This window comes from Methylobacterium frigidaeris (genome assembly GCF_022179185.1).
Classification (GTDB): domain Bacteria; phylum Pseudomonadota; class Alphaproteobacteria; order Rhizobiales; family Beijerinckiaceae; genus Methylobacterium; species Methylobacterium frigidaeris.
In genome coordinates this window covers 239,918-264,976 of the sequence record NZ_BPQJ01000001.1, presented here as the reverse complement: position 1 = coordinate 264,976, position 25,059 = coordinate 239,918, and the positions used below count along the sequence as shown (strand labels likewise).

General features: G+C 71.5%; 21 protein-coding genes. 17 read left to right on the top strand and 4 right to left on the bottom strand.

Annotated elements, in window-relative coordinates; genetic code table 11:
- Window positions 1-33 precede the first annotated feature (33 nt).
- Both MFF64_RS01320 and MFF64_RS01315 read right to left on the bottom strand, forming a co-directional pair.
- Complete coding sequence (locus tag MFF64_RS01320) at window positions 34-1,920, bottom strand: glycoside hydrolase family 15 protein (RefSeq protein ID WP_099907288.1); 1,887 nt, start codon at window positions 1,918-1,920, stop codon at window positions 34-36.
- 149 nt (window positions 1,921-2,069) lie between these two features.
- Window positions 2,070-2,720, bottom strand: a complete 651-nt coding sequence (locus MFF64_RS01315) for a hypothetical protein (protein ID WP_099907289.1) — start codon at window positions 2,718-2,720, stop codon at window positions 2,070-2,072.
- A 221-nt stretch (window positions 2,721-2,941) separates the two neighbouring features.
- On the opposite strand from MFF64_RS01315, the gene MFF64_RS01310 reads away from it, so the two are divergent.
- From MFF64_RS01310 to cysG, 10 genes are all read left to right on the top strand, one after another.
- Window positions 2,942-3,586: an ANTAR domain-containing response regulator gene (locus MFF64_RS01310; RefSeq protein ID WP_238189212.1), complete on the top strand. Its 645-nt coding sequence runs from the start codon at window positions 2,942-2,944 to the stop codon at window positions 3,584-3,586.
- On the top strand, window positions 3,583-4,581 hold the full coding sequence (locus MFF64_RS01305; RefSeq protein WP_099907291.1) for a CmpA/NrtA family ABC transporter substrate-binding protein: 999 nt from the start codon (window positions 3,583-3,585) through the stop codon (window positions 4,579-4,581). Before MFF64_RS01310 ends, MFF64_RS01305 begins: the two co-directional genes overlap by 4 nt.
- Before the next feature lie 755 nt (window positions 4,582-5,336).
- Window positions 5,337-6,623, top strand: a complete 1,287-nt coding sequence (locus MFF64_RS01300) for a CmpA/NrtA family ABC transporter substrate-binding protein (protein WP_099907293.1) — start codon at window positions 5,337-5,339, stop codon at window positions 6,621-6,623.
- Complete coding sequence (gene ntrB, locus MFF64_RS01295) at window positions 6,623-7,483, top strand: nitrate ABC transporter permease (RefSeq protein WP_238189210.1); 861 nt, start codon at window positions 6,623-6,625, stop codon at window positions 7,481-7,483. The genes MFF64_RS01300 and ntrB overlap by 1 nt, the downstream gene beginning before the upstream one ends.
- An 11-nt stretch (window positions 7,484-7,494) precedes the next feature.
- The gene (locus MFF64_RS01290; RefSeq protein WP_099904930.1) at window positions 7,495-8,289 is read left to right on the top strand and encodes an ABC transporter ATP-binding protein; all 795 of its coding nucleotides are present in this window, start codon (window positions 7,495-7,497) and stop codon (window positions 8,287-8,289) included.
- A 4-nt stretch (window positions 8,290-8,293) separates the two neighbouring features.
- A complete protein-coding gene (locus MFF64_RS01285; protein WP_099904928.1) occupies window positions 8,294-9,529 on the top strand; it encodes an NAD(P)/FAD-dependent oxidoreductase in 1,236 nt (411 codons plus the stop codon).
- Between the two features lie 11 nt (window positions 9,530-9,540).
- The gene (locus tag MFF64_RS01280; protein ID WP_099904926.1) at window positions 9,541-11,328 is read left to right on the top strand and encodes a NirA family protein; all 1,788 of its coding nucleotides are present in this window, start codon (window positions 9,541-9,543) and stop codon (window positions 11,326-11,328) included.
- 247 nt (window positions 11,329-11,575) lie between these two features.
- Window positions 11,576-13,186 carry a sulfite reductase subunit alpha gene (locus tag MFF64_RS01275; protein WP_238189208.1) on the top strand — a complete coding sequence of 537 codons (1,611 nt, stop codon included), beginning with the start codon at window positions 11,576-11,578 and terminating at the stop codon, window positions 13,184-13,186.
- Window positions 13,187-13,545: 359 nt separating this feature from the next.
- Entirely contained in the window at window positions 13,546-16,227 is a 2,682-nt protein-coding gene (locus MFF64_RS01270) for a nitrate reductase (RefSeq protein WP_238189205.1), read from the top strand.
- 54 nt (window positions 16,228-16,281) lie between these two features.
- Window positions 16,282-17,760: a siroheme synthase CysG gene (gene cysG, locus MFF64_RS01265; RefSeq protein WP_238189203.1), complete on the top strand. Its 1,479-nt coding sequence runs from the start codon at window positions 16,282-16,284 to the stop codon at window positions 17,758-17,760.
- Between the two features lie 174 nt (window positions 17,761-17,934).
- Here the strand turns inward: cysG and MFF64_RS37995 are convergent, their stop codons facing one another.
- On the bottom strand, window positions 17,935-18,753 hold the full coding sequence (locus MFF64_RS37995; protein ID WP_309296437.1) for an OmpA family protein: 819 nt from the start codon (window positions 18,751-18,753) through the stop codon (window positions 17,935-17,937).
- Between MFF64_RS37995 and MFF64_RS37990 the strand changes: the two genes are divergently transcribed.
- Together MFF64_RS37990 and MFF64_RS37985 are read left to right on the top strand one after the other, a co-directional pair.
- Window positions 18,715-19,194 (top strand): hypothetical protein, encoded by a 480-nt coding sequence (locus MFF64_RS37990; protein WP_309296436.1) that lies wholly within the window; start codon window positions 18,715-18,717, stop codon window positions 19,192-19,194. The two genes, MFF64_RS37995 and MFF64_RS37990, sit on opposite strands and share 39 nt — an antisense overlap.
- A 102-nt stretch (window positions 19,195-19,296) precedes the next feature.
- Window positions 19,297-20,037 (top strand): hypothetical protein, encoded by a 741-nt coding sequence (locus tag MFF64_RS37985; RefSeq protein ID WP_309296435.1) that lies wholly within the window; start codon window positions 19,297-19,299, stop codon window positions 20,035-20,037.
- A gap of 177 nt (window positions 20,038-20,214) precedes the next feature.
- Here MFF64_RS37985 and MFF64_RS01255 read toward each other — a convergent pair whose 3' ends face one another.
- Window positions 20,215-21,180, bottom strand: a complete 966-nt coding sequence (locus tag MFF64_RS01255) for a DUF2865 domain-containing protein (RefSeq protein ID WP_425324307.1) — start codon at window positions 21,178-21,180, stop codon at window positions 20,215-20,217.
- A gap of 243 nt (window positions 21,181-21,423) precedes the next feature.
- Between MFF64_RS01255 and MFF64_RS01250 the strand changes: the two genes are divergently transcribed.
- From MFF64_RS01250 to MFF64_RS01230, 5 genes are all read left to right on the top strand, one after another.
- Entirely contained in the window at window positions 21,424-21,939 is a 516-nt protein-coding gene (locus MFF64_RS01250) for a CreA family protein (protein ID WP_099900124.1), read from the top strand.
- Window positions 21,940-22,147: 208 nt separating this feature from the next.
- Window positions 22,148-22,942, top strand: coding sequence for a septum site-determining protein MinC (gene minC / locus MFF64_RS01245; protein WP_425324306.1), 795 nt, complete (start codon window positions 22,148-22,150; stop codon window positions 22,940-22,942).
- A gap of 152 nt (window positions 22,943-23,094) precedes the next feature.
- Window positions 23,095-23,910, top strand: a complete 816-nt coding sequence (gene minD / locus MFF64_RS01240; RefSeq protein ID WP_238189201.1) for a septum site-determining protein MinD — start codon at window positions 23,095-23,097, stop codon at window positions 23,908-23,910.
- Complete coding sequence (gene minE / locus MFF64_RS01235) at window positions 23,907-24,167, top strand: cell division topological specificity factor MinE (protein WP_238189199.1); 261 nt, start codon at window positions 23,907-23,909, stop codon at window positions 24,165-24,167. Before minD ends, minE begins: the two co-directional genes overlap by 4 nt.
- Before the next feature lie 72 nt (window positions 24,168-24,239).
- A complete protein-coding gene (locus MFF64_RS01230; RefSeq protein WP_099904502.1) occupies window positions 24,240-25,058 on the top strand; it encodes an SDR family NAD(P)-dependent oxidoreductase in 819 nt (272 codons plus the stop codon).
- Window position 25,059 lies beyond the last annotated feature (1 nt).

The following is a 25,059-nucleotide window of genomic DNA, read 5'->3' as shown; positions in this document are numbered from 1 at the left end:
TCGCGAAAGTATGGGGTGTCGGGGCGCCGCGCCTCACGACGCGGGCCCTTGAGCCGCCTGCGGGTGCATCACGGGCCGCTCGCCCGGATGGCCCGAGGCGTCCGGGTCTCCGCTGCGCTCCTTAGCGGGTCCGATCGCCCGACTGAAGTTCAGAAGCGTGTTGACGAGCGCGACATGGCTGAACGCCTGCGGAAAATTGCCGACCTGGCGCTTGCGGACCGGGTCGTACTCCTCGGCGAGCAGCCCGACGTCGTTGCACAGGGAGAGCAGGCGCTCGATCAGGGCGCGGGCCTCCTCGCGCCGGCCGAGCCCGATCAGGTTGTCGGCATACCAGAAGCTGCACGGCAGGAACGCACCCTCGCCGGCGGGCAGGCCGTCGGTGGTCTGGCCGTGCGTGTCGTAGCGCAGGATGAAGCCTTCATGCATCAGGTCGCGGCCGATCGCCTCGACGGTGCCGACGACGCGCGGATCGTCCTGGGGCAGGAATCCCATATGGGCGATGAGCAGCAGGCTCGCGTCGAGGTCCTTCGAGCCGTAATACTGCACGAAGCTGTTGAGCTCCTCGTCGAAGCCCTTCTCGCAGACCTCGCGGTGGATGTCGTCCCGGACGCCGCGCCAGCGCTGGACCGCCTCGGCATCGCCGGCCGTCGGCTCGTCGTCGGAGACGTGGGCCTCGTAGAACCGGATCGCCCGGTCGAAGGCGACCCAGGCCATCACCTTCGAGTGGACGAAGTGCTTGCGCCCGCCGCGTACCTCCCAGATTCCCTCGTCGGGCTCGCGCCAGACCCGCTCCAGGTGATCGAGCAGGGCGCGGCCGACCCGCACGCCGGATTCGTCGGCCAGCATGCCGCGCTGGTGGGCCTGGAAGAGGGCATCGAACAGCTCGCCGTAGACGTCGAGCTGGAATTGCTGGGCTGCGGCGTTGCCGACCCGCACCGGGCGCGAGCCCTCGTAGCCGGGCAGCCAGTCGAGCTCGATCTCGGGCAGCAGGCGCTCGCCGGCGATGCCGTAGAGGATGTGGGCCTGCTCGGGGCTGCCCGCCACCGCCCGGGTGAGCCAGTCGCGCCAGGCCCGGGCCTCCTCGAGGTAGCCTGCATCCATCAGCGCCAGCAGCGTGAAGGTGGAATCGCGCAGCCAGCAGAACCGGTAGTCCCAGTTGCGCACGCCGCCGATCTGCTCCGGCAGCGAGGTGGTGGGCGCCGCCACGATGCCGCCGGTCGGCCGGTAGATCAGCGCCTTCAGGGTCAGGAGCGACCGGGTCAGCACGTCGTCCCAGGGCGTGCCGCCGTGGCAGCGCCGGCACCAGGCGCGCCACCAGGACGTGGTGCTGGCCAGCATCCGGCGCGGCTCGATCGGCGGCGGATCCTCCTCGTGCGAGAGCCCGTAGCTCAGCACGAAGGTGACGCTCTTCCCCGCCTCGACGATGAAATCCGACACCGTGGTCTGGCCGACGCCCTTGAGGGCTGCGCGGGTGCGCAGGACAAGCTTGTTCGGTCCGGCGATGGCCCGGAGGTCGTCGTTCTCGCTGCGCGACACCCAGGGGATGGCGGAGCCGTAATCGAAGCGCACCACCAGGTCCATGCGCATCGCCACCCGGCCGCGCACGCCCTCGACCAGGCGCACCAGGTGGGTGCCGTCCTCGACCGGCATGTAGTCGATCACCCGTACCGCGCCCTCGGCGGTCTCGTGGGTGGTCTCCAGCACCAGCGTGTTCTCGCGGTAGCGCCGCGTGCTCGTCGCCTCCCCGGCCGGGGCGATGCGCCAGTGGCCGTGATCCTCGCGGGTGCCGAGCAGGGCCGCGAAGCAGGCGGAGGCATCGAAGCGCGGCCAGCACAGCCAGTCCACGCTGCCGTCGCGCCCGATCAATGCCGCGCTGCGCCCGTCGCCGACGAGCGCGTAATCCTCGATGAGCAACGCCATGATGCGTCCCGAATCAGAGCCGTGACGCCGTTAGCTAGAGCGGCCTTCCCCGAGGCCAACCCGAGGTCCGCCAACCCGAGATTCGCTCATCGGACCCTTGCCGATCTGGGCCTTGAACCCTTGCCGATCGGACCTTCGCCGACCCGTGCTCAGCGCCGGCGGTCGATGAGGTCGATCATGGCCGCGCCCGCATGGGTCACGCCGTCGCCGAGCGCCGCCACGGTCTGCGTCACCATACGGCCGGTCGGCGCGAAGGGCAGCCACGGGGCTGAGCGCTCCGGCTCCGCCCCGGTGCTCGCCGTGCGGGTCGTCGGCTCAGGCGTCTCCGCGATCGGCTTCCGGACTTTCAGGTCGTCGGGCCGGGCCGGCGGGCGCAGGTCCGCCAAGGCCGGCACTGCCAGCCCCGGCACCGCCCTGGGGCGGTGCGTGGCCGCGCGGCGCGGGGCCTTGCCCTCCGGCTTGCTCTCCCGGGGCGGCAGCACCGGCACGGCGGCCTCGGCCGGCAGGCCGGCGATCAGCGGAAATTGCTGTTCGAATTCGAGCGGGTAGGATGCCCGCACCCGCCCGTCGGCCTCCGGGACGATGCGGAAGAGGTCGCTCCCCGGCGGCAGCGGCTGCATCACCGCGACATGGCCCTCCGGGGCCCGCGGCGGCGCCTCGCGCCAGTACAGCGAGCCCGCCGCGAGGCAGACCGCCACGCAGGCGGTGGGCAGCAGCGGCAGGTAGCCCCGCGAGGCGCCGGGCAGGCTCCCAATCGCGCTCACCTCCGCCGGCTTGCGCATCCGCCCGTTCTGCCGCATCCGAACCTCCCGCCGATCGATGCCGGAATGAAGCGCCGGTTTCGGGCCGAAGCGGGGCCGTTTCTTTGCGCTTTCGTGTCGAGATGCGAATCCGGGACGTGGACGCTGCCACGCTCGTTCTCGCAGGGTAAGATCCGGGGGCGACGGCCGCCGCTCCTCGTCCCACAGCATGGGCGGCGATGCCGCTCTCAGGCCCAACACTTGCGTGATCCGACGCCGACATGCCCGACCGCGCAGCCCCTTCCTCGGCTCCTCCCACCTCGAGTCCTGTCGCCCCGTCCCCGGGCGATGCGCTCACCATCGCCGTCGTCGACCCGAGCCGCGCCCGGGCCGCGATCCTGGAGGAGGGCCTGCGTGCCGTCGAGGGCGCCCGGGTGGTGGTGATTCCCGACACCGCCGACCTCCTCGACCGGCTCTCCGCCCTCTCGCCCGACGTGGTGGTGATCCACCTCGAGAGCCCGAGCCGCGACCTCCTGGAGCAGATGTTCGGCGTCTCGCGGCTGGTCGAGCGCCCGGTGGCGATGTTCGTCGACCGATCGGACACGCCGATGATGCAGGCGGCGGTGGATGCCGGCATCTCGGCCTACATCGTCGACGGTTTGCGCGCCGAGCGGATCAAGCCGATCATCGAGATCGCGATCCTGCGCTTCAACGCCTTCGCGCGGTTGCAGCGCGAGCTCTCGGAGGCCAGGAGCGAGCTCGCCGACCGCAAGCTGATCGAGCGCGCCAAGGGCATCCTGATGAGCGCCAAGGGGCTGACCGAGGACGAGGCCTACAAGCAGCTCCGGCGCAAGGCCATGAACGAGAAGCGCAAGATCGTCGACATCGCCCGCGCCATCGTCACCGCCGCGGACCTACTCGGATGAGGCTGCAGCTCGGCTACGTCCCGCTCACCGACGCCGCGGTGCTGATCGCGGCGGTGGAGCGCGGCTTCACGGCGGCGGAGGGGCTGGAGGTCGACCTCGTCGCCGAGCCTTCCTGGGCGACGTTGCGCGATCGCCTGGCGCTCGGCCTCCTCGACGGCGCCCACATGCTGGCGCCGCTGGCGCTCGCCTGCCACCTGGGCCTCAGCGGACCGCAGGCCCGCCTGATCGCGCCGGCGGCGCTCGCCCGCAACGGCAACGCCGTGACCCTGTCGCTGCCGCTCTGGCAGGCACTCGATGCCGCTTCCGACGCCGTGCCCGATGTCGGCCGCGCGCTCGCCCGGGTGGCCGAGGCCCGCGCCGCGGAAGGGCGGCCGCTCACGCTCGCCACCGTCCACCCGTTCTCCAGCCACACCTACCAGTGGCGGCGCCTGCTCGCTCTCGGCGGCAGCTCGCTCGCGGCGGTGCGCCTCGTCGTCGTGCCGCCGCCCCGCACCGTCGAGGCCCTGGAGCGCGGCCTGATCGACGGGTTCTGCGTCGGCGCGCCGTGGAGCAGCGTCGCGGTCGAGGCCGGGGTCGGGCGCATCGCGGCATTCGGCGTCGCGATCACGCCGGGTTGCCCGGAGAAGGTGCTGGCGCTGCCTGCCGAGATGGAGGACCGGACGACGCCGCTCCTGCGCGCTCTCAAGCGTGCCGCCCGCTGGTGTGGCGACCCGGCGCATCGCGAGGACCTGGTCGCCCTGCTCGGAAGCCCGCGCCATCTCGGCCTCGACCCGGCGCTGATCCTGCGGGGCCTCGCCGGGGCGTTGCGCCTGGCGCCGGGTGGGCCGGTGGTCGAGGCCGGGGACTACCTGGTTCTCGGCGAACGCGAACTCACCCCCGACCCGGCGGCCCTCGGCTGGCTCGTCGACGAGATGGCGGCGGCGGGGCAGATCGAGGCGGGAGCGATGCCGGAGGCGGCGGGGCTGTACCGGCCGGATCTGCTGGCGGCGGCGTGAGCCGAACGATGTCTCCCAGGGCCAACCGTGGAAGATCGAGGCGCCGGTCCCTCCTCTCCCCGATAGATCCCGGGCAAGCCCGGGATCTGCAAGCGAGGTGCGAGGCCGGGCCTGCGCGACGTCGCTCCCGGGAGAGGACTTCGTCGACGTTGTCGCCGATGAAGCGAGCGCAGGCGCAGCCGGAGCGAGCGTGAGGGGGCTCGACGAACGAGACTCTTCCGGAAACACCTCACCCCCGCCCTGCGGGCTTGCGGCATCTCCTGAACGGAGACGCGGCCCTCTGCCCGCCCGCGGGGAGTGGAGATATGCGCACGGCTTGCCCGGGACATGACCGGCGCCTTTGAGGCGGCAGTGAAGTGGGCCCGCCATCGGTTCGGTGCGCTGCCTCGTTGCCGCGCAGCGTCGATGTCGCCCATTTCGTGAACACCATGCCGCTGCCCAATTGCCCGCCCGGCAGCCTATCATTTGTGCATCGCACCATGCGGCCGAGGCCGCGTTGCGCCTCCTCCGGCCAAGCTGCGAATCATGTCAATTTCAATCACTTGAATCGTTCGCGAGGCAGTTGGCACGGAACCTGCTCGTCTTCTCAGGTCCGTCAGCGCCGACGGGCATCGACCGTCAGCAGAGCCGCTGACCCGAGTTCCCCTGTGGGCCCGCATTCGCGCGGCCGGCGGAAGACCTTGGGCAGCGGTTTTTTGCGTGTCGAACCGGAATCCGCGCCACGACGGCGCAGCGGCTTGAGGGTGAAGGATCTGATGAGCAGCGTTGAGCACACCACGCGTCGCGGCATCCTCAAGGGGGCGGCCGGCGCCCTGTCGCTGGCGGCGGCCAGCCGCGTCGCCTTGCCGGGCGGCGCCTTCGCGCAGGGAGCCGGGCCGGAGGTGAAGGGCGCCAAGCTCGGCTTCATCGCGCTCACCGACGCCGCGCCGCTCTTCGTCGCCAAGGAGAAGGGCATCTTCGCGAAGCACGGCATGCCCGACGTCGAGGTGCTGAAGCAGGCCTCGTGGGGCACCACCCGCGACAACCTCGTGCTGGGCTCGGAGGGCAACGGCATCGACGGGGCTCACATCCTGACCCCGATGCCCTACCTGATCAGCGCCGGCCGGGTGACGCAGAACAACGTCCCCGTCCCGATGTACATCCTGGCCCGGCTCAACCTCGCCGGTCAGTGCATCTCGGTCGCCAAGGAGCATATGGGCGACAAGGTCGCCCTCGACGCCAAGCCCTTCAAGGCGGCGCTCGAACGCAAGAAGGCCTCCGGCAAGTCGGTGAAGGCCGCCATGACCTTCCCGGGCGGCACCCACGACCTCTGGATCCGCTACTGGCTCGCCGCCGGCGGCATCGACCCCGACAAGGACATCGAGACCATCGTCGTGCCGCCGCCCCAGATGGTGGCGAACATGAAGGTCGGCACGATGGATTGCTTCTGCGTCTGCGAGCCGTGGAACGAGCAGCTGATCACGCAGGGCATCGGCTACACCGCGCTGACCACCGGCGAATTGTGGAAGGACCACCCGGAGAAGGCGCTCGGAATGCGCGCCGCCTGGGTCGACAAGTACCCGAACGCCGCCAAGGCCCTGCTCGCCGCGATCATGGAGGCGCAAGCCTGGTGCGACAAGCCCGAGAACCGCGACGAGCTCGCCGGCATCGTCGCCAAGCGCCAGTGGATCAACGTCCCGGCGACCGATGTGATCAAGCGGATGAAGGGTGAGTTCGATTACGGCGACGGCCGCAAGGTCATGAACAGCCCGCACATTATGAAATACTGGGCCGACAACGCCTCCTACCCGTACAAGTCGCACGACCTCTGGTTCCTCACCGAGGACATCCGTTGGGGCAAGTTCGATCCCCAGACCGACACCAAGGCCCTCATCGAGAAGGTCAACCGCGAGGACATCTGGCGCGAGGTAGCGAAGGGCATGGGCGTGACCGCCCCGACCTCGACCTCCCGCGGCAAGGAGACCTTCTTCGACGGCAAGGTCTTCGATCCGGCGGACCCGTCCGCCTACCTCAACAGCCTCGGCATCAAGAAGGTAGCGTGATGGCTCTGGGACTCAGCCTCGGGCGCCTCGGCGCCGCCAAACCGGAGGGGGCTCGCCGCCCCCTCGTCACCGCCGCCACCCTCAAGGGGCTGGCGCTGCGGATCGTACCGCCCCTCGTCGTGCTGGCGGTCTTCCTGCTGCTCTGGGAAGTGCTGTGCCAGCGCCCTGGTGCCGGCCTGCCGCCGCCCTCCCGGGTCGTGAGCGAGGCGTGGGAGATCATCGCCCACCCGTTCTACGACAATGGTGGCACCGACAAGGGGCTGTTCTGGCACATCTCGGCCAGCCTCCAGCGCGTGGCGCTCGGCTTCACGCTGGCGGTCATCGTCGGGGTGCTGCTCGGCACGCTCGTCGGCCAGTCCGAATGGGCGATGCGCGGGCTCGACCCGATCTTCCAGGTGCTGCGCACCATCCCGCCGCTCGCCTGGCTGCCGCTCTCGCTCGCCGCCTTCCGGGACGGTCAGCCCTCGGCGATCTTCGTGATCTTCATCACCTCGATCTGGCCGATCATCATCAACACCGCGGTCGGCATCCGCAACATCCCGCAGGATTATCGTAACGTCGCGGCGGTCCTGCGCCTCAACGCCGTCGAGTTCTTCGCCAAGGTGATGCTGCCCTCGGCGGCGCCGTACATCTTCACCGGTCTGCGCATCGGCGTCGGCCTGTCCTGGCTCGCCATCGTGGCGGCGGAGATGCTGATCGGCGGCGTCGGCATCGGCTTCTTCATCTGGGACGCCTGGAACTCCTCGCACATCAGCGAGATCATCGTGGCCCTGGTCTATGTCGGGGTGATCGGCTTCGTGCTCGACCGCCTCGTCGCCGGCCTCGGCCACCTCGTCACCCGCGGCACCGCCACGGCCTGAGGGAGGCCCCAATGACCCATCTCAGCCTCGAGCAGATCGGCATCAGCTTCACCCGCGGCGGACGGACCACCGAGGTGCTGCGCGACGTCAACCTGAAGATCGAGAAGGGCGAGTTCGTCTCGCTGATCGGCCATTCCGGCTGCGGCAAGTCGACGGTGCTCAACATCGTGGCGGGCCTGCTCAAGGCCTCCACCGGCTGCGTCCTTCTCGACGACCGGGAGGTGAACAGCCCCGGCCCCGAGCGCGCCGTGGTGTTCCAGAACCACTCGCTGCTGCCCTGGCTCACGGTCCGCGAGAACGTGGCGCTCGCGGTCGACAAGGTGCTCAAGGCGAAGAAGAGCAAGGCCGAGCGCCGCGACTGGATCGAGCACAACCTCGCGCTCGTCAACATGACCCATGCCGCCGAGAAGCGTCCGCACGAGATCTCCGGCGGCATGAAGCAGCGCGTCGGCATCGCCCGGGCGCTCGCGATGGAGCCGAAGGTGCTGCTGATGGACGAGCCCTTCGGCGCCCTCGACGCGCTGACCCGGGCGCATCTCCAGGATCAGCTGATGGAGATCCACCTGCGGCTCAAGAACACCGTCATCATGATCACCCACGACGTCGACGAGGCGGTGCTGCTCTCCGACAGGATCGTGATGATGACGAACGGCCCGTCTGCCACGATCGGGGAAGTCTTGACGGTGCCGCTTCAGCGGCCGCGCAAGCGCCTCGAGCTGGTCGAGGACCCGACCTACACCCATGCCCGGGCCGAGGTGCTGGAATTCCTCTACGCCCGCCACGCCAAACCCGCGATCGCGGCCTGATCCCATGACCGAACGCCTCGTCGTCATCGGCAACGGCATGGCTTCGCTCCGCTTCCTGGAGCGGCTGACCGAGGCGGCTCCCGGCCGCTTCGACGTGACCTGCGTCGGCGCCGAGCCGGTGGCGGCGTACAACCGGGTGCTGCTGTCCTCGCTGCTCGGCGGCGAGGTCGACGAGGCAGCCTGCACCTTCCGCGGGCTCGACTGGTACGCCGAGCACGGCATCACCCTCGTCACCGGCGCGCCCGCCACCGCGATCGACACCGCGGAGCGCATCGTCCGGGTCGGCGAGGGGCTGGTGCTGCCCTACGACAAGCTCGTGCTCGCGGTCGGCTCGGTGCCGATCCGGCTGCCGAAGCCCGGCATGGACCTGCCCGGCGTCATCACCTTCCGCGATCTCGCCGACGTGGCGGCGATCCGCCGGGCGGCGGTGACGGGCGCCAAGGCGATCGTGATCGGAGGCGGGCTGCTCGGGCTCGAGGCGGCGGTGGGGCTCGCGCGCCTCGGCGTCGAGACCACGCTCCTCCACGTCATGGACCGGCTGATGGAGCGCCAGCTCGATCACGCCGCCGCCGCCCTGGTGCGCGAGGCGATGGAGGCCCGCGGCGTCCGGGTGATGCTGCAGGCCGACACCGCCGCGGTCGAGGGCGACGGCAAGGTCGAGCGCCTGATTCTCGCCAACGGCACGATCCTGCCGGCCGACCTCGTGGTGATGTCGGTCGGCGTGAGGCCCTCGACGGCGCTGGCCGCCAGCGCCGGGCTCGCTGTCGGCCGCGGCATCCGGGTCGACGACACGATGGCGACCTCGGTGCCGGGGATCTACGCCCTCGGTGAATGCGCCGAGCACCGCGGCCAGACCTACGGCCTCGTCGAGCCGGCCTACGAGCAGGCCGAGGTGCTGGCCCGCCATCTCTGCGGCGTCGAGGCGGCTTACGCCGGCACCTCGCTGGCGACGAGCCTCAAGGTCTCCGGCCTGCCGGTCTTCTCCGCCGGCGCCGTCGACGTGCCTGAGGGCGCCGAGGCCGTGACCTGGAGCGACCCGGCCTCGGGCCTCTACCGCAAGCTGGTGATCGACGGCGACCGCCTGATCGGTGCGGTCTTCGTCGGCGACGTCGCCGAGCAGGGCTGGTGCAAGACCCTGATCCGCACCGGCGACACTCTCGGCCCCGACGACCGGGACGACCTGATGTTCGGGCGGCCCGTCTCACCCGAAATTCCTGCCCCCCAACCCCTCGCAGCGTGAAGGAGCCCGCGATGGCCGACGACTTCGACGCCGAGCAGAAGCGCTACCTCGAAGGCTTCTCCCACGGCATCGCCGCAATCCGCATGACCGGCGGCCTTGCCGGCGGCGGGGCCGCCTCGGCCCCGCCCGCGGAGCCGACCGGGCCGGACGCGATCCACATCAAGGCGCAGGACCGCACAGTGAAGAACGGCGGCAAGCTCGCCGAGCAGGAGAAATGGAAGCGGGCCGAGAACCCGTTCGACGGCCACAACCGGCTGATCGCCGAGGCCGAGACCGGCAAGGCGCCGAAGCCCGAGGACAATTTCCGCTGGCGCTACCACGGCCTGTTCTGGGTCGCACCGGCCCAGAACTCCTACATGTGCCGCCTGCGGATCCCGAACGGCATCCTGCACCACTGGCAGTTCGCCGGCATCGCCGACCTCGCGGACGCCCATGGCGGCGGCTACAGCCACGTCACCACCCGGGCGAACCTCCAGGTGCGGGAGATCTCCCCCGAGCACGGCCAGCCCTTCCTCGACGGGCTGATCGATCTCGGCCTTACCGCCCGCGGCACCGGCGCCGACAACATCCGCAACGTCACCGGCTCGCCGACCGCCGGAATCGACGCCCAGGAACTGCTCGACACCCGGCCGCTCGCCAAGTCCTGGCACAACCACATCCTCAACGACCGCTCGCTCTACGGCCTGCCACGCAAGTTCAACGTCGCCTTCGACGGCGGCGGCGTGCTGCCGGTGCTGGAGGAGACCAACGACATCGGCTTCCAGGCGGTCGAGGTGACCGAGGGCGCCGCCGTCGAGCCCGGGATCTGGATGCGGCTCGTGCTCGGCGGCATCACCGGCCACCGCGACATCGCCCGCGACACCGGCGTGGTCCTGCGGCCGCGGGAGTGCAACGCCGTCGCCGACGCGATCCTGCGGGTCTTCATCGAGAACGGCGACCGCACCAACCGCAACAAGGCGCGGATGAAGTACGTCCTCGACGCCTGGGGCTACGACAAGTACCTCGCCGCCGTCGAGGAGAAGCTCGGCCGCAAGCTCGACCGGGTCGACCCGGCCCACGTGAAGCCTCGCGGCGGCTTCGACCGCTACGCCCATGTGGGCGTCCACAAGCAGGTTCAGCCCGGCCTGAACTGGATCGGCGTGGTGCTGCCGGTCGGCAAGATGACCACCGACCAGATGCGGGCGCTCGCCGAGATGGCCCGCGAATGCGGCGACGGCCAGATCCGCCTCACTGTGTGGCAGAACTTCCTGTTCTCGGGCGTGCCCGACGACAAGGTGGCGGAGGTCGAATCCCGCGTCGCCGGCTTAGGTCTCTCCACCAAGGCCTCGAGCATCCGCGCCGGCCTCGTCGCCTGCACCGGCAACCGCGGCTGCAAGTTCGCGGCCTCGGACACCAAGGGCCACGCGCTGCTCATCGCCGACCACGTCGAGGCGGCGGTGCCGGGGCTCGACGTGCCGGTGAACGTCCACCTCACCGGGTGCCACCATTCCTGCGCTCAGCACTACATCGGCGATATCGGCCTGATCGGCGCCAAGGTGGTGGTGAGCGAGGAGGGCGACACCGTCGAGGGCTACGACATCGTGGTCGGCGGCGGCTTCGGCGAGGCGGCGAAGATCGGCACCGAGATCTGGAAGGCCGTGAAGGCCGAGGATTGCCCCGGCCGGGTCGAGACCCTGCTCACCGATTACCTCCAGCACCGCACCGGCCCGGAGGAGACCTTCCAGGCCTACACCGCCCGCCGCGGCCCCGAGGCGCTGAAGGGGCTGGCCGGCGAGCGGATGCTGGAGGCGGCCGAGTAAGGCGCGCTTCCTCCTCTCCCCGCGGGCGGGGAAAGGGCCGAACCCTCGTTCAGAGGGTTCGGCAAGCCCGAAGGGCGAGGGTGAGGGGGTGTCTACGCGTGAGACTCCTCCGGCACCGCCCCCTCACCCTCGGCTGACGCCTCGCCGCGCCGACGACACGGTCGTCGCGGCCCTCTCCCCGCCCGCGGGGAGAGGAGAAAGCCGGTGCATCATCGGCTGAACGCCACTCTTCTCCGGTAACCGCCCGATGACCCAGCACGTCGCTCCCCCGCTCGTCCTGATCCCCGAATCCGCCCCCTTCAACCCCGACCAGCGCGCCTGGCTGTCGGGCTACTTCGCGGCCCTGCTCGGGCCGGCGGTCGAGGGCGCCACCGCCCTCGGCGCCGGCGAGGCGTCCGGCGGTCCGGCTCTCGCCGATAACGGCGACGCCCCCTGGCACGACCCGTCGATGGGCCTCGACGACCGCATGGCGATGGCCAAGGACCGCTCCGAGCCGCAGAAGCTGATGGCCGCGATGGCCCAGCAGGATTGCGGCCAGTGCGGCTACAACTGCGCCGATTACGCCAACGCCATCTTCCTCAAGAAGGAGGAGCGCCTGAACCTCTGCCAGCCCGGCGGCAAGGAGACGCTCCGGATGCTGAAGAAGCTGGAGGCGGAGTTCGGCACGGCGGCGCCGGCGGGCGCCGCCCCGGCCTCCGACGACGCCCCGAAGGCGGAGGCCCTGCTCGGCCCCTACGGCCAGTGCCGCGAGAACCCGGCCGAGGCGGTGTTCCTCTCGCGCCGCCGCCTCAACGCGCCGGGCGGCGAGAAGGAGACCTGGCACATCGAGATCGACCTGACGGGGACCGGCATCGACTACGTGGTGGGCGACTCCCTCGGCCTCTTCCCCGCCAACGCCCCGGCGCTCGCCGATGCGGTGATCGCCGAGCTCGGCGCCCGGCCCGAGCGGGTGATCGCCACGAAGCTCGGCGAGAAGACCCTTCGCGATCATCTCCTCACCAACTACTCGCTCGGCGGCGCACCGGACGGGCTGTTCCAGCTCCTCTCGCTCCTCACCTCCGGCGCGCAGCGCAAGAAGGCCCAGGCGCTCAGCGCCGGCGAGGACCCGGACGGCGACGCGGCCTATCTCGACGTGCTCGGCGCGCTGCACAAGTTCCCGGGCGCCCGCCCCGACGCCGAGGTGTTCCTCGAAGCCCTCGACGAATTGCAGCCGCGGCTCTACTCGATCTCGTCCTCGCCCAAGGCCGATCCGGGCCGGGTCTCGCTCACCGTCGACGCAGTGCGCTACAGCCACCGCTCGCGCCTGCGCCTCGGCGTCGCCTCGACCCATCTCGGCGAGCGCCTGGCCGAGACCGCCAAGGTGAAGGTCTACCTGCAGAAGGCCCACGGCTTCGGCCTGCCGGAGGCACCCGAGACCCCGGTCATCATGGTCGGCCCGGGCACCGGCATCGCGCCGTTCCGCGCCTTCCTGCGCGAGCGCGCCGCCGTGAAGGCGCCGGGCAAGAACTGGCTGTTCTTCGGCCACCAGCGCCAGGCCTCCGACTTCTTCTACCGCGACGAGCTGAACGCCATGAAGGACGAGGGCGTGCTGACCCGCCTGTCGCTCGCCTGGTCGCGGGACGGCGGCGAGAAGACCTACGTCCAGGACCGGATGCGCGAGAATGGCCGCGAGCTGTGGCGCTGGCTCGAGGAGGGCGCCCATTTCTACGTCTGCGGCGACGCCAAGCGCATGGCCAAGGACGTCGAGCGCGCGATCATCGACGTGGCCGCATCCCATGGCGGCAAGAGCCCGGAGGAGGCGGTGGCCTATCTCGCGGCGCTGAAGAAGGCCAACCGCTACCAGGCGGACGTGTACTGAGATCACTCGGGACCCCGTCCGTCACTCTCCACGTGGATGACATCCTCCACGTCATCCCGGGGCCGCGAAAGCGGAGCCCGGGATCCAGACACTCAGGTGGGAGAGAATGAAGCGGAACGGTCTCCGCCCTTTCCTGATGGATCAGCGGTTCTGGATTCCGGGCTCCGCTTCGCGGCCCCGGAATGACGCGCAGGATGTCAATTCCGTCGAGCCGGTCAATTGCGGGCTGGCGCTACGCAGCGTCACCCTGATCGATCGTTTCAGGTGACTTGCGATCCGCCGGAGACGACCGGCGGCTCGGCAATTGCATGCCCATCTCCCCGGCCCCTATCCCCCAAGCCCGGCGAAAGGCTCCTTCGATGAACCTGCACGTGCCGGCCCTCACCCAAGAGGCCGCCCCCGTCCGGACCACCTGCCCGTATTGCGGCGTCGGCTGCGGCGTGCTCGCCCGCCCGGACGGGCAGGGGGGCGCGAGCGTCGCGGGTGATCCGCAGCATCCGGCGAATTTCGGCCGGCTGTGCTCGAAGGGCTCGGCACTGGGCGAGACCCTCTCCCTCGACGACCGGGTGCTGCACCCGGAGATCGCCGGGCGGCGAGCGACCTGGGACGAGGCCCTGGATGCCGTCACTGACGGCTTCCGGCGCACCATCGCGGCGCACGGCCCTGACTCGGTGGCGTTCTACCTCTCGGGCCAGCTCCTGACCGAGGATTACTACGTCGCCAACAAGCTCGCGAAGGGCTTCATCGGCACGCCGCACGTCGACACCAATTCGCGCCTGTGCATGTCGTCGTCGGTGGCGGCGCACCGCCGCGCCTTCGGCTCCGATACGGTGCCCGGCTGCTACGAGGACCTGGACGAGGCCGACCTGCTGGTGCTGGTCGGCTCCAACACCGCCTGGTGCCATCCCATCCTGTTCCGCCGGATGCTCGATGCCCGCGCCAAGCGCGGCACCAAGATCGTGGCGATCGATCCCCGCCGCACCCAGACCGGCGAGGAGGCCGACCTCTTCCTCGGCCTCAAGCCCGGCACCGACACCACGCTGTTCTCCGGGCTGCTCGTCCACCTCGCCGATACCGGCGCGCTCGACCCGCGCTACATCGCCGCGCACACCGCCGGCTTCGAGCCGGCCCTCGAGCGCGCCCGCCAGATCGCCCCGACGATTGCCGCGACCGCCGCCGCGACCGGCCTGACCGAGGCCGAGGTGGAGACCTTCTTCACGCTGTTCCGCGCCACGCCGCGGGTCGTCACCGCCACCTCGCAGGGCGTGAACCAGTCGGCGCAGGGCACCGACAAGGCCAACGCGATCATCAACTGCCACCTCGCCACCGGACGCATCGGCAAAGCGGGCATGGGGCCGTTCTCGCTCACCGGCCAGCCCAACGCCATGGGTGGGCGCGAGGTCGGCGGGCTCGCCAACATGCTGGCGGCCCACATGCACTTCACCCCGGAGGAGGTGGACCTGGTGCGCCGGTTCTGGAACGCGCCGAACATCATCACCGGCGAGGGCATGAAGGCGGTGGCGCTGTTCGAGGCGATCGAGCGCGGCAAGATCAAGGCCCTGTGGGTGATGGGCACCAACCCGGCGGTCTCGATGCCCAGGGCCGACCGGGTGCGGGCGGCTTTGGCGAAGCTCGACACCTACGTGGTCTCCGAGGTGGTGGTGAACACCGATACGGTGCGGGCACGCAATGCAGTTCTGCTCCCGGCCCTCGCCTGGGGAGAGAAGGACGGCACGGTGACCAATTCCGAGCGCCGGATCTCGCGCCAGCGCGCCTTCCTGAAGGCGCCGGGCGAGGCGCGGGCCGACTGGTGGATCATGGCCCAGATCGGCAAGCGCCTCGGCCATGCCAAGGCCTTCGCGTGGGGCAACGCCGCGGCGGTGTTCCGCGAGCACGCCGCCCTGTCGGAATTCGAGAACCGCGGCAGCCGCGACTTCGACCTCGGCGGCCTCGCCGACATCACGGATGCCGCCTACGACGCCGCCGCGCCGGTTCAATGGCCGCTGACCCGGAAGGCCAAGGCGCCCCAGACCCGCTTCTTCGCCGATGGCGGTTTCTACACCCGCGACCGCAAGGCCCGCTTCGTCGCGGTGCAGAAGCCGGCCCTGGCGCAAGCCACCAGCGATGCGCTGCCCTTGCGCCTCAACACCGGCCGGGTGCGCGACCACTGGCACACGCTGACCCGGACGGGAAAGAGCCCGCGCCTCTCGGCGCACCGGGCGGTGCCGTTCGTCGAGATCCATCCCGACGACGCGGCGGCGGCCGGGCTCACCGACGGCGATCTCGCCCGCGTGCGTACCGCCCACGGCGCGGCGGTGCTCGAAGTCATGGTGACGCCGGGCGCGCAACCCGGCGTGCTCTTCGCCCCGATGCACTGGAGCGAGTCCAACACCTCGGACGGGCGCGTCGGCGCGCTCGCGCAGGGAGCGGTGGACCCGGTCTCGGGCCAGCCCGAACTGAAGGCGACCCCGGCCTCGATCGCCCCCGAGCCCTACCGCTCCCGCGGCTACCTCATCACCCGCGAGACGGTGGCGGCGCCCTTCGGCTGGTGGTGGGCCCGGGCGAGCCTGGAGGGCGCGACCGGCCTGATCTTCGCCGCGCAGGACGGCGCACCGGAGGCCGCCACCCTGATGCGCGACCTCTTCCCCGGCGCGACTTTCAGCGAGTACGCCGACCCGGCCCGCGGCCGCTACCGCGCCGCCGCCTTCCGGGACGGGCAGCTCCTCGGCGTGCTGGCGCTGGCTCCCGCCGCCGAGCGCCTGACCTGGGACGCCGCCAAGGCGTTCTTCCGCAACCAGGAACTGCTCGAACCCTCGGCCCGCCGGGCCCTGATCTCGGGCCGGGCCGAGAGCGCCGGCTCCGGCCCCCTGGTCTGCGCCTGCCACACGGTCGGGCTCGACACGATCCGCGCCGCGATCAAGGGCGGGGCGCACGGGGTCGAGGCGGTGGGCGCGGTGTGCCGGGCCGGCACCAATTGCGGCTCGTGCATCCCTGAGATCCGCAAGCTGCTCGCCGCCGAACTTGCGCCGGCTTCCGCATAGGCGCATCTGATGGCGCAGGACTTCCCGAGACTCGTGTCAGAAACTCACCGTCCCATGCGTAGCCCCCGTGCTCCCCGCGAGACCCGCTCCCCGGGCCTCGAGCCCCTGGCCGTGCTCCCGGTCTTCGTGACGCTCACGGGCAAGCGCGCGGTTCTGGCCGGGGCCAATGGCGGGGCGGCCTGGAAGGTGAAGCTGCTCGCCGCCGCCGGCGCCCATGTCGATGTGTTCGCGCCGGAGCCCACCGAGGAGATGCGCGGCGCGCCCGCCGAGGCCGTGGCCGGCACGGTGGTGCTGCACGAGCGCGACTGGTCTCCGGCCGACCTCGTGGGCGCGGCCTTCGCCATCGCGGCCTTCGAGGACGAGGGCGAGTGCGAGTGCTTCGTCGGGGCGGCGCGCGCGGCGGGCGCCATCGTCAACGCCATCGACCGGCCGCATCTCTGCGACGTCTCGTTCGGCGCCATCGTCAACCGCTCGCCCCTCGTCGTCGGCATCTCGACGGAGGGCGCGGCCCCGGTCTTCGGCCAGACCGTGCGAGCGCGCATCGAGGCGATGCTGCCCGCCGGCTTCAAGGCCTGGGTGGCGGCGGCTCGCGACTGGCGCGCCGAGGTCAGCACCCGCTACCACGTCTTCGGCGAGCGCCGGGCGTTCTGGGAGCGCTTCACCGACCTCGCCTTCGCCAACCCGGAGCGGGCGCCGGCCAAGGCCGATCTCGACGCGCTCATCGCCGAGAACGACGCCGCGCCGACCGGCGGCAGCGTGGTCCTGGTCGGCGCCGGCCCGGGCGACGCCGAGCTCCTGACCCTGAAGGCCCTGCGGGCCCTGCGCAGCGCCGACGTGATCCTCTACGACGACCTCGTCGCCCCGGAGATCCTCGACTACGCCCGGCGCGAGGCCCGCACGATGCTGGTCGGCAAGACCGGCCACGGCCCGTCCTGCCGCCAGGACGACATCAACGCCCTGATGGTATCCCTGGCGAAGAGCGGCAAGCGGGTGGTGCGGCTCAAGTCCGGTGATCCCCTGGTCTTCGGCCGAGCCGGTGAGGAGATCGATGCCTGCCGGGAGGCCGGCATCCCGGTCACGGTGGTGCCCGGCGTCACGGCGGCGCAAGGGGCGGCGGCCTCGCTCGGCGTCTCGCTCACCCATCGCGACGCGGCGCGGCGCCTGCAATACGTCACCGGTCACGACCGCCGCGGCGCCCTGCCGGACGACCTGAACTGGGCCGCGCTCGCGGATCCCACCGTCACGACGGTGGTCTACATGCCCAAGCGCACCCTGCGCACCCTCCTGGCCCGCGCCGTGTCCGAGGGCCTGCCGCCCGCGACCCCGGCTCTCGTAGTGTTCAACGCCACGCGGCCCGACCAGGCGGTGGTGAGCGGTGAGGCTCGCGACATCGCCGACCGGGTCGAGGCGGCGGGGCTCGAGGGACCGGCGATCGTGATGGTGGGGGACGCGCTGGGGCGGGGCGCGAAGGCTGACCAGGTTCTGGCCATCCCGACCGCGGTTCTGGAGGCGGCGGAACGGGCGAGCCTCTGAAGCATCCGTTTCTGAGATGATGTAACCGTGCCGGTTCCCCCCCAACACGCCGGGAGCGCCGCGGGTCGGGGAAGAGGAGATGCGGGTCCGGCCGGGCTGTGCACGGTGCCGCCCCGCCCCTGCATGCAGGGGCGGGGAAAGCGTTCGCATCGACCGTGAATAGTCCCGCGTGGCTCAGCGCTGCTGCTGGGCCTGCTGCTGGATCAGCGGGGTGATGCGGCGCACGGTGACCCTTCGGTTCTCACGCGCGGGACCTTGCGTGTTCACCTTCAGGTACTGCTCGCCGTAGCCCTGCGTGGTCAGGTTCTCGGGCGGCACCCGGAAGTCGCGGGTCAGCACCTCGGCCACCGACTGGGCGCGCCGGTCGGAGAGCGAGAGGTTGTCGACGTCAGCGCCGACCGCGTCGGTGTAGCCTTCGATCAGGAAGACCTCCTGCGGGTTGCGCTGGATCGCCTGGTTGATCGCCGCCGCGATGGTGGCGAGGCGGCGGGCCTGATCGGGCGTGACCTGCCACGAGCCGGTGTCGAAGGTGATGGTGTCGATGTCGACGCTGCGCATCCGGGCGCGCAGGGTCGGGCTGTAGCGCACCTGGTCGAGGGTGTAGCGCCGCTCGACGGGCGCGACCGGCGGAGCCGTCAGCGCCTCGTAGATCGCTCCCTCGTCGGCCGTGTCCGCCTCGACCACGTAGCGGTCGCGGGGGATGCGGATGTCGGGCGGCGGCAGCACGACCACGTCCTGCTCGATCGACCGCGGCGGGCCGGCGTAGGAATTGTCGATCAGCACCACCTCGCGTCCGTCCGGGCCGCGGCGATAGCGCCGCAGCAGCCGGCCGTCGTCATCCACCACCGTGAAGACCTGGGTGCCGCCGGGGCGGTCGATGATCGTCACCGTGTCGCGGCCGCGGCGCTCGATGCGGGCGTCGCGGTCGAGCAGGCGGAAGCGCTCGGTCTCGTCGTGGCGCAGGAAGTAGCGGTCGTCGTCGCGCACGATCACGCGGCCGGGCTCGCGAATGACCACGCGGCCGTTCTCGTTGAACTCGCGCCGGGCGCGGCGGACGTCGTCGTAGCTGCGCACGTCGATGTCACCGCGACGGAATCCACCCGGGACATAATCCGGCGCATCGCGACGATAGCCGCCAGGCAGGTCGCCGCGGTCGTCGAAGCTGCGGCGGTCCGGATCGCGACGATCGAAGTCCCGCCGATCGACGTCGCGGCCGTCCCGCCGGTCTCCGTCGCGGCGATCCAGATCACGCCTGTCCTGATTGCGCGGGTCGCGCCGGTCGAAACCGCGGTCGTCGCGGTCATCGGGCGGTGCCCCGGCTCCGCCCGGCACAAAGGGACGGCCCGGCACCCCGGGTTGCTGATTCGGGGGGAGCGGCGCGCCGTTCGGGCCGACGCCTTGGGCGTCCGGACGACCGGGACTGCGACCCGGTGAGCCGGGCTGCGGCTCACCGGCCGCCGGCGGCGTCGCGCGGCCCGGGGCCGGCGACTGGCCGGGAGCGGGAGCTTGCGGAACGGGGGCTTGCGGAACGGGGGCTTGGCCGGGAGCAGGCGGCTGGCCCGGGCCGCGCTGGGCCGGCGTGTCGGATCCGCGGCGCTCCTCGCGCGCCTCGGGACGTTCGTCGCGGCGATCCGGCCGTGCGTCGGGGGTTGGCCGCTCCCGCGGCTCGGGACGCGCAGCCGGGCCGCGATCCTGCGGCGGGACCGGCGGACGGCCGGGCTCCTCGCCGCGCGGGGCCTGGCGCTCCTGCCGGTCGGGCCGCTCCTGCCGGTCGGGCCGCTCCTGCCGGTCGGGCCGCTCCTGCCGGTCGGGCCGCTCCTGCCGGTCGGGTCGCTCCTGGCGGTCCGGACGTCCCTGGGGCCCGCGCTCCTGCGGCTCGGGCCGCTCACGCTGCTGAGGGTCGGGACGCTCGCGCGTTGGCGCTGGGCGCTCGCGCGGTTCCTGTCGCTCTTGCCGCTCGGGCCGTTCGCGCTGCGGCTCCGGCCGCTCCGGTCGCTCCTGCCTGGGCTCGGGTCGGGAAGCGGGGCGCTCCTGCCGAGGTTCCGGACGAGGTTCTGGCCGCTCTCGCGGCTCCGGCCGCTCGCGAGGTTCCGGCCGCTCCACCGGAGCCCGCTCGGGTCGCGGTCCGCTCCGCTCGCCGCCGGGTCCAGCGCCACCCGGGCCACGCTCCGGGGAACCGCCGCGCTCGCCGGGGCCGCCCCGCTCACCCGGTCCGCCCGGCCCGCCCTGGGCCAGCCGGATCACCTCGTCACCTCGCGCCGCCACCTGGCTCGCTAAAGTTTGGCTCGCAAGAACGGGCTGGAGCAGCAGCGCCGGCAGGATCGTGCCGGTCAGCAGCAGCGCGCGGGCAGGGCGCATCAAGGGAAACCTCTCGTCCGTCGTCGGTCCCTTCGAACACCGTGACGGCGAGTTGGTTCCCGTTGGTCAGCCGCCCCCGATTCCTTGCCCGAGCCGTCAGGGCGTGGCGACCGGGGCGGCGCCGGGGACGGTCGCGGCGGCCTGCGGGCCGTCCGCCTTCGCGGTGACCGGCACCGGAATCAGGTTGGGGGCGATGATCCGCACCGTGGGGCGCTCCTCCGGGGTGACCGGCCGGGGCGCCTCCGCGGCCTCCGTGATGCCATCCTCGACCCGCGTGGCGGCGGTGGCGGCCAGCGTCGCGGCGGCCCGGTCGGCGCGGCCGACCAGGGTCAGGCGCACCTTCGGCCGCGACATCGCCTCGGCCTGAGCCGGGGTGACGAAGATGTCGCCCTTGTGGCGCACCAGCATGCTCTCGGCCTTGACCAGGGCCTGCGCCCAGGTCTGCGAGCCCTTGCACGAGCAGTTCGGCACGAAGGTCTTCTGGAACTTGAAGGCGTTTGGCAGGGCCGAGTAGGCGCGCCGCGTCTGGATAGCGGCGGCCTGTGTCAGACCGCTGTCAGTCGGCGGCATCGAGTAGGCGGCGGCCTCCGCCCCGGGGCAGAGCGCCTGGCACATCTCGTCGGCCCCCTCCCGCCCGTCGGGCAGGTTCGGCATCGGGAAATACGCCCCGTCGCACATCCGCACGCAGATCACCTGCGAGCCGCCCCGCCCGAAGCCGTCGGCGGGTTTCGACTGGAGCGAAGCGGCGCTCGGCAGGCCGGTGCAGGCATCCTTCACGGCGGCGATCAACTGCTCGCGGCGGGCGTTCGAGACCTCGCGGGCCCCGGCGCCGTAGCCGGCATTGAGGGCGCGGATGCGCTGCTCGACCTGGGCGCATTGCGGCGGCCGCATGTCGAAGAACAGGAAGCGTCCGCCCTCGCAGCCGATCGACTGACGGTACGCGACGAGCTGCTGGATCTCCTCGATCTGGCCGCGGTTCGAGTCCCGCTGCAGGCCCGCGAGCTCGGCGCGGAAGCGCTGGCAGGCGGCCGCGTTGGGCTCGGCCAGGGCAGCCTGGCACAAGGAAAGGGTCGCAAGGACACCGGCGGTGAGCCGGAGCATGAGGCGAAGCAGCGGCATGGCGTTCGGGGACCGGCCGTGATGCGAGGACGATCCGCCCCAGGGGAGGGCGGCGGACGAGAACGAGCCGCCCCGCGGGCGGGGACGCCAAGCGTGGCGGGACGGGACCGCATCGTTCTAGCCGCCCTCGCCGCCGCGCGACAGCCTCCCTACATACGTTAAGCTTCTTTGGGAAAGGTTGATGCGATGGTGTGGCGGCGGGGTCTCACGGCGCTGTGCGGGGTGGCCTGTCTCGGGCTGGCCGCGGGCGCGGCGCTCGCGCAGGAGCCGGACCGGATCTTCGACAAGTCCACGGTCTGGCGGCCGCTGACGCCCAACGACAAGCTGGTGGTCTACGGCATCGACGATCCGGACGTGGCCGGCGTCGCCTGCCACTACACGCAGCCGGAGAAGGGCGGCATCAAGGGCACTCTCGGTCTCGCCGAGGAGGTCTCCGACATCTCGCTCTCCTGCCGCCAGGTCGGTCCGGTCAAGTTCAAGGGCAAGATGAAGCAGGGCGAGGTGGTGTTCAGCGAACGCCGCTCGCTGATCTTCAAGAGCATGCAGATCGTGCGCGGCTGCGATGCCAAGCGCAACACCCTGATCTACATGGTCTACTCGGACAAGGTAGTGCAGGGCTCGCCGAAGAATTCGACCTCGACGGTGCCGCTGATGCCCTGGGGCACCGAGCCGCCGCCGAAATGCGGCGACTTCCTGGGCTGACGCCTCGCGCTTTCGACATCTGCTGATCCGTGTCTGGGCCCGCGGCTGCGCGGGCCCTTTTTCGTCTATGCCGTGTCCGGTCCGCAGCGAGGTTCACCCGGGCCGCTGTGCCACGCCGGCACGCTTCCCGGCGAATTCCGGCCTTCATTAACGATCCGGTAACCACGCTGCGCGCTTCATGGCGTCCGGTAACAACTCGTCAACCGCCGTGACCAGCATCAGCCTCACACGCCCCTCCCTCCCGCTGCGCGGCCGCTCCTTCCGGGCGCTCGTGCTCGCGCCGGAGACTCCGCTCGGCGACTGGTTCTCGCACCTGGATGCCCTGGTGCAGCGCTCGCCGACGCTCTTCTCCGAGCGCGCCGTGATCCTGGACGTCTCGGGCCTGGCTAAGGACTCCCTCCGGGGGGATGCGGCCGGACCTGAGGCGGCCGAGCCCGCCGAGGACGACACCAATGCCGCGGCGGCGACGCCCGACATCGCCGGCCTCGTCGACGAGCTCAAGCAGCGCGGCATCCGCATCATGGGCGTCGAGAAGGCCGAGCCGGCCTGGCTCGGCCCGGCGCTGCCCCCGCTCCTCAGCGGCGGCCGCCCGGCCGAGATGGCGGAGCCGGAAGCCAAGACGCCGCCGGAGACCCAGCCGCCCGAGCCCGTCAAGCCGCCGGAGCCGCGCAAGCCGAACTCCCTCGTCCTCGAGACCCCGCTCCGCTCCGGCCAGTCGGTCTACCACCCGGAGGGCGACGTGACGGTGATGGGCTCGGTCGCCTCGGGTGCCGAGATCCTGGCCGGCGGCTCGATCCACGTCTACGGGGCCCTGCGCGGCCGTGCCATCGCGGGTGCGGGCGGCAACCCCCGGGCCCGCATCTGCTGCCGCAAGTTCGAGCCCGAACTGATCGGCATCGACGGTCTCTTCCGCACCGCCGATACCACCGACCCGAAGCTGCGCAAGAAGGCGGTCCAGGTCTGGCTGGAGGGGGAAACCCTCCGCATGGCCGCCCTCGACTAACACTGCCGCGACACGACGGCCGGACGGGCTCGAGCGGGCGATCGATCGCCCCAGCCCGCCCGGCGAGACACTCGAACCAACCCCGTGAGCGCGCGACCCGGACCCCGATCCGGACGCCGCATCATCCCGATTGCTCGGGGGAGCACTCTTCCATGGCCAAGATCATAGTGGTGACGTCCGGCAAGGGCGGGGTGGGCAAGACCACCACGACGGCGGCGCTCGGTGCCGCCCTCGCCCAGGCCGGCCAGAATGTCTGCGTGGTCGACTTCGACGTGGGCCTGCGCAACCTCGACCTCATCATGGGCGCCGAGCGCCGGGTCGTGTACGACCTCATCAACGTCGTCCAGGGCGACGCCAAGCTCCCCCAGGCGCTGATCCGCGACAAGCGCCTCGACACCCTCTCGCTGCTCCCCGCCTCGCAGACCCGCGACAAGGACGCGCTCACCGACGAGGGCGTCGCCCGCGTCATCGGCGAACTGCGCGAGAAATTCGACTGGGTGATCTGCGACAGCCCGGCCGGGATCGAGCGCGGCGCGACGCTGGCCATGCGCCACGCCGACATCGCCGTGGTGGTGACCAATCCCGAAGTCTCCTCGGTCCGCGATTCGGACCGCATCATCGGGCTCCTCGATTCCAAGACCGAGCGCGCGAAGAACGGCGAGCGGCTGGAGAAGCACCTGATCCTGACCCGCTACGACCCCGGCCGGGCCGAGCGCGGCGAGATGCTGAAGATCGACGACGTGCTGGAGATCCTGTCGATCCCGCTCCTCGCCGTGATCCCGGAGAGCGAGGAGGTGCTGAAGGCCTCGAACCTCGGCAGCCCCGTCACGCTGAACGCGCCCCAGAGCGCACCCGCCCGCGCCTATACCGATGCGGTGCGGCGCCTGAAGGGCGAGACGGTCGAGATGATCGTGCCGTCCGAGAAGCGGTCGATCCTGGGCAAGCTGTTCCCCCGGAGGGCGGCATGAACCTGCTGAACTTCCTGTCGCGGCGCGGGACGGCGCCGGTCGCGCGCGAGCGGCTCCAGATCCTGCTGGCGCATGAGCGCACCGCGTTCGGCCGCTCGGACCTGGTGGCGGTGCTCCGCGAGGAGATCCTGGCGGTGATCGCCAAGCACGTCGCCATCGACCAGGAGAAGGTGAAGATTACCATGGAGCGCGGCGACGCCGTCTCGACCTTGGAGATCGACGTCGAGCTGCCGAAAGCCGTCCACCGGGCGGCCTGATTTCCCCAAGCCCTTGCGCTCACGGCCCGCCCGGGCGATTCAGTCGCCACGGGGGCCGGACGGAGCGAGCTGTTGGCGGACGCCTTTCCACTGCACGACAAGCTGGCCCTGGTCACCGGGGCCGGCAGCGGCATCGGCGCGGCCCTCGCCCGGGGCCTCGCCCGGAAGGGCGCCCGCCTCGTCCTCGTCGACCGCGATCCCGACGGGCTCGCCCGCAGCGAGGACGCCGTGCGGGCCCTCGGGCGGGATGTCAGCGCCCACCAGCTCGACCTCACGGATTTCGACGCGATCGCGGCCCTGCCAGAGGCGGTCGCCGCCCGGCACGGGCCGCTCGACCTCCTCATCAACAATGCGGGCGTGGCGCTCGCCGGCCGGTTCGCCGATGTCGAGCTCGGCGATTTCGACTGGCTGATGGACGTCAATTTCCGCGCCGTGGTGCGGATGACCCATGCCTTCCTCCCCGTCCTGGAGAGCCGGCCGGCGGCGCAGATCGTCAACCTGTCGAGCCTCTACGGCATCGTCGCCCCGCCGGGCCAGGCGGCCTACGCGGCGAGCAAGTTCGCGGTGCGCGGCTTCTCCGAGGCCCTGCGGCACGAATATGCCGGCACCAACCTCGGGGTCAGCGTGGTGCATCCGGGCGGGGTCGCCACCGCCATCGCCCGCAACGCCCGCGTCGGCCCGCGCCTCGACCCCGCCGAGGTCGCACGCGGCAAGGCCGCCGTGGAGCGCCACCTGCGCTTGGCGCCCGAGGCGGCGGCCGAGCGCATCCTGCGCGGCATCGCCCGGCGGGAGCCCCGCATCGTCGTCGGCCGCGACGCCGCCCAGGTGACGCTGATCCAGCGCCTGATGCCGGTGCGGTACTGGTCGCTGATCGCCCGCGCCATGGAGTAAT

What these genes read in the sequence shown, in the direction of transcription:
- MFF64_RS01320 (WP_099907288.1), bottom strand. Translation starts at nt 1,920, where the DNA reads ATGGCGTTGCTCATCGAGGATTACGCGCTCGTCGGCGACGGGCGCAGC.
- MFF64_RS01315 (WP_099907289.1), bottom strand. Translation starts at nt 2,720, where the DNA reads ATGCGGCAGAACGGGCGGATGCGCAAGCCGGCGGAGGTGAGCGCGATT.
- MFF64_RS01310 (WP_238189212.1), top strand. Translation starts at nt 2,942, where the DNA reads ATGCCCGACCGCGCAGCCCCTTCCTCGGCTCCTCCCACCTCGAGTCCT.
- MFF64_RS01305 (WP_099907291.1), top strand. Translation starts at nt 3,583, where the DNA reads ATGAGGCTGCAGCTCGGCTACGTCCCGCTCACCGACGCCGCGGTGCTG.
- MFF64_RS01300 (WP_099907293.1), top strand. Translation starts at nt 5,337, where the DNA reads ATGAGCAGCGTTGAGCACACCACGCGTCGCGGCATCCTCAAGGGGGCG.
- ntrB (WP_238189210.1), top strand. Translation starts at nt 6,623, where the DNA reads ATGGCTCTGGGACTCAGCCTCGGGCGCCTCGGCGCCGCCAAACCGGAG.
- MFF64_RS01290 (WP_099904930.1), top strand. Translation starts at nt 7,495, where the DNA reads ATGACCCATCTCAGCCTCGAGCAGATCGGCATCAGCTTCACCCGCGGC.
- MFF64_RS01285 (WP_099904928.1), top strand. Translation starts at nt 8,294, where the DNA reads ATGACCGAACGCCTCGTCGTCATCGGCAACGGCATGGCTTCGCTCCGC.
- MFF64_RS01280 (WP_099904926.1), top strand. Translation starts at nt 9,541, where the DNA reads ATGGCCGACGACTTCGACGCCGAGCAGAAGCGCTACCTCGAAGGCTTC.
- MFF64_RS01275 (WP_238189208.1), top strand. Translation starts at nt 11,576, where the DNA reads ATGACCCAGCACGTCGCTCCCCCGCTCGTCCTGATCCCCGAATCCGCC.
- MFF64_RS01270 (WP_238189205.1), top strand. Translation starts at nt 13,546, where the DNA reads ATGAACCTGCACGTGCCGGCCCTCACCCAAGAGGCCGCCCCCGTCCGG.
- cysG (WP_238189203.1), top strand. Translation starts at nt 16,282, where the DNA reads ATGCGTAGCCCCCGTGCTCCCCGCGAGACCCGCTCCCCGGGCCTCGAG.
- MFF64_RS01250 (WP_099900124.1), top strand. Translation starts at nt 21,424, where the DNA reads ATGGTGTGGCGGCGGGGTCTCACGGCGCTGTGCGGGGTGGCCTGTCTC.
- minD (WP_238189201.1), top strand. Translation starts at nt 23,095, where the DNA reads ATGGCCAAGATCATAGTGGTGACGTCCGGCAAGGGCGGGGTGGGCAAG.
- minE (WP_238189199.1), top strand. Translation starts at nt 23,907, where the DNA reads ATGAACCTGCTGAACTTCCTGTCGCGGCGCGGGACGGCGCCGGTCGCG.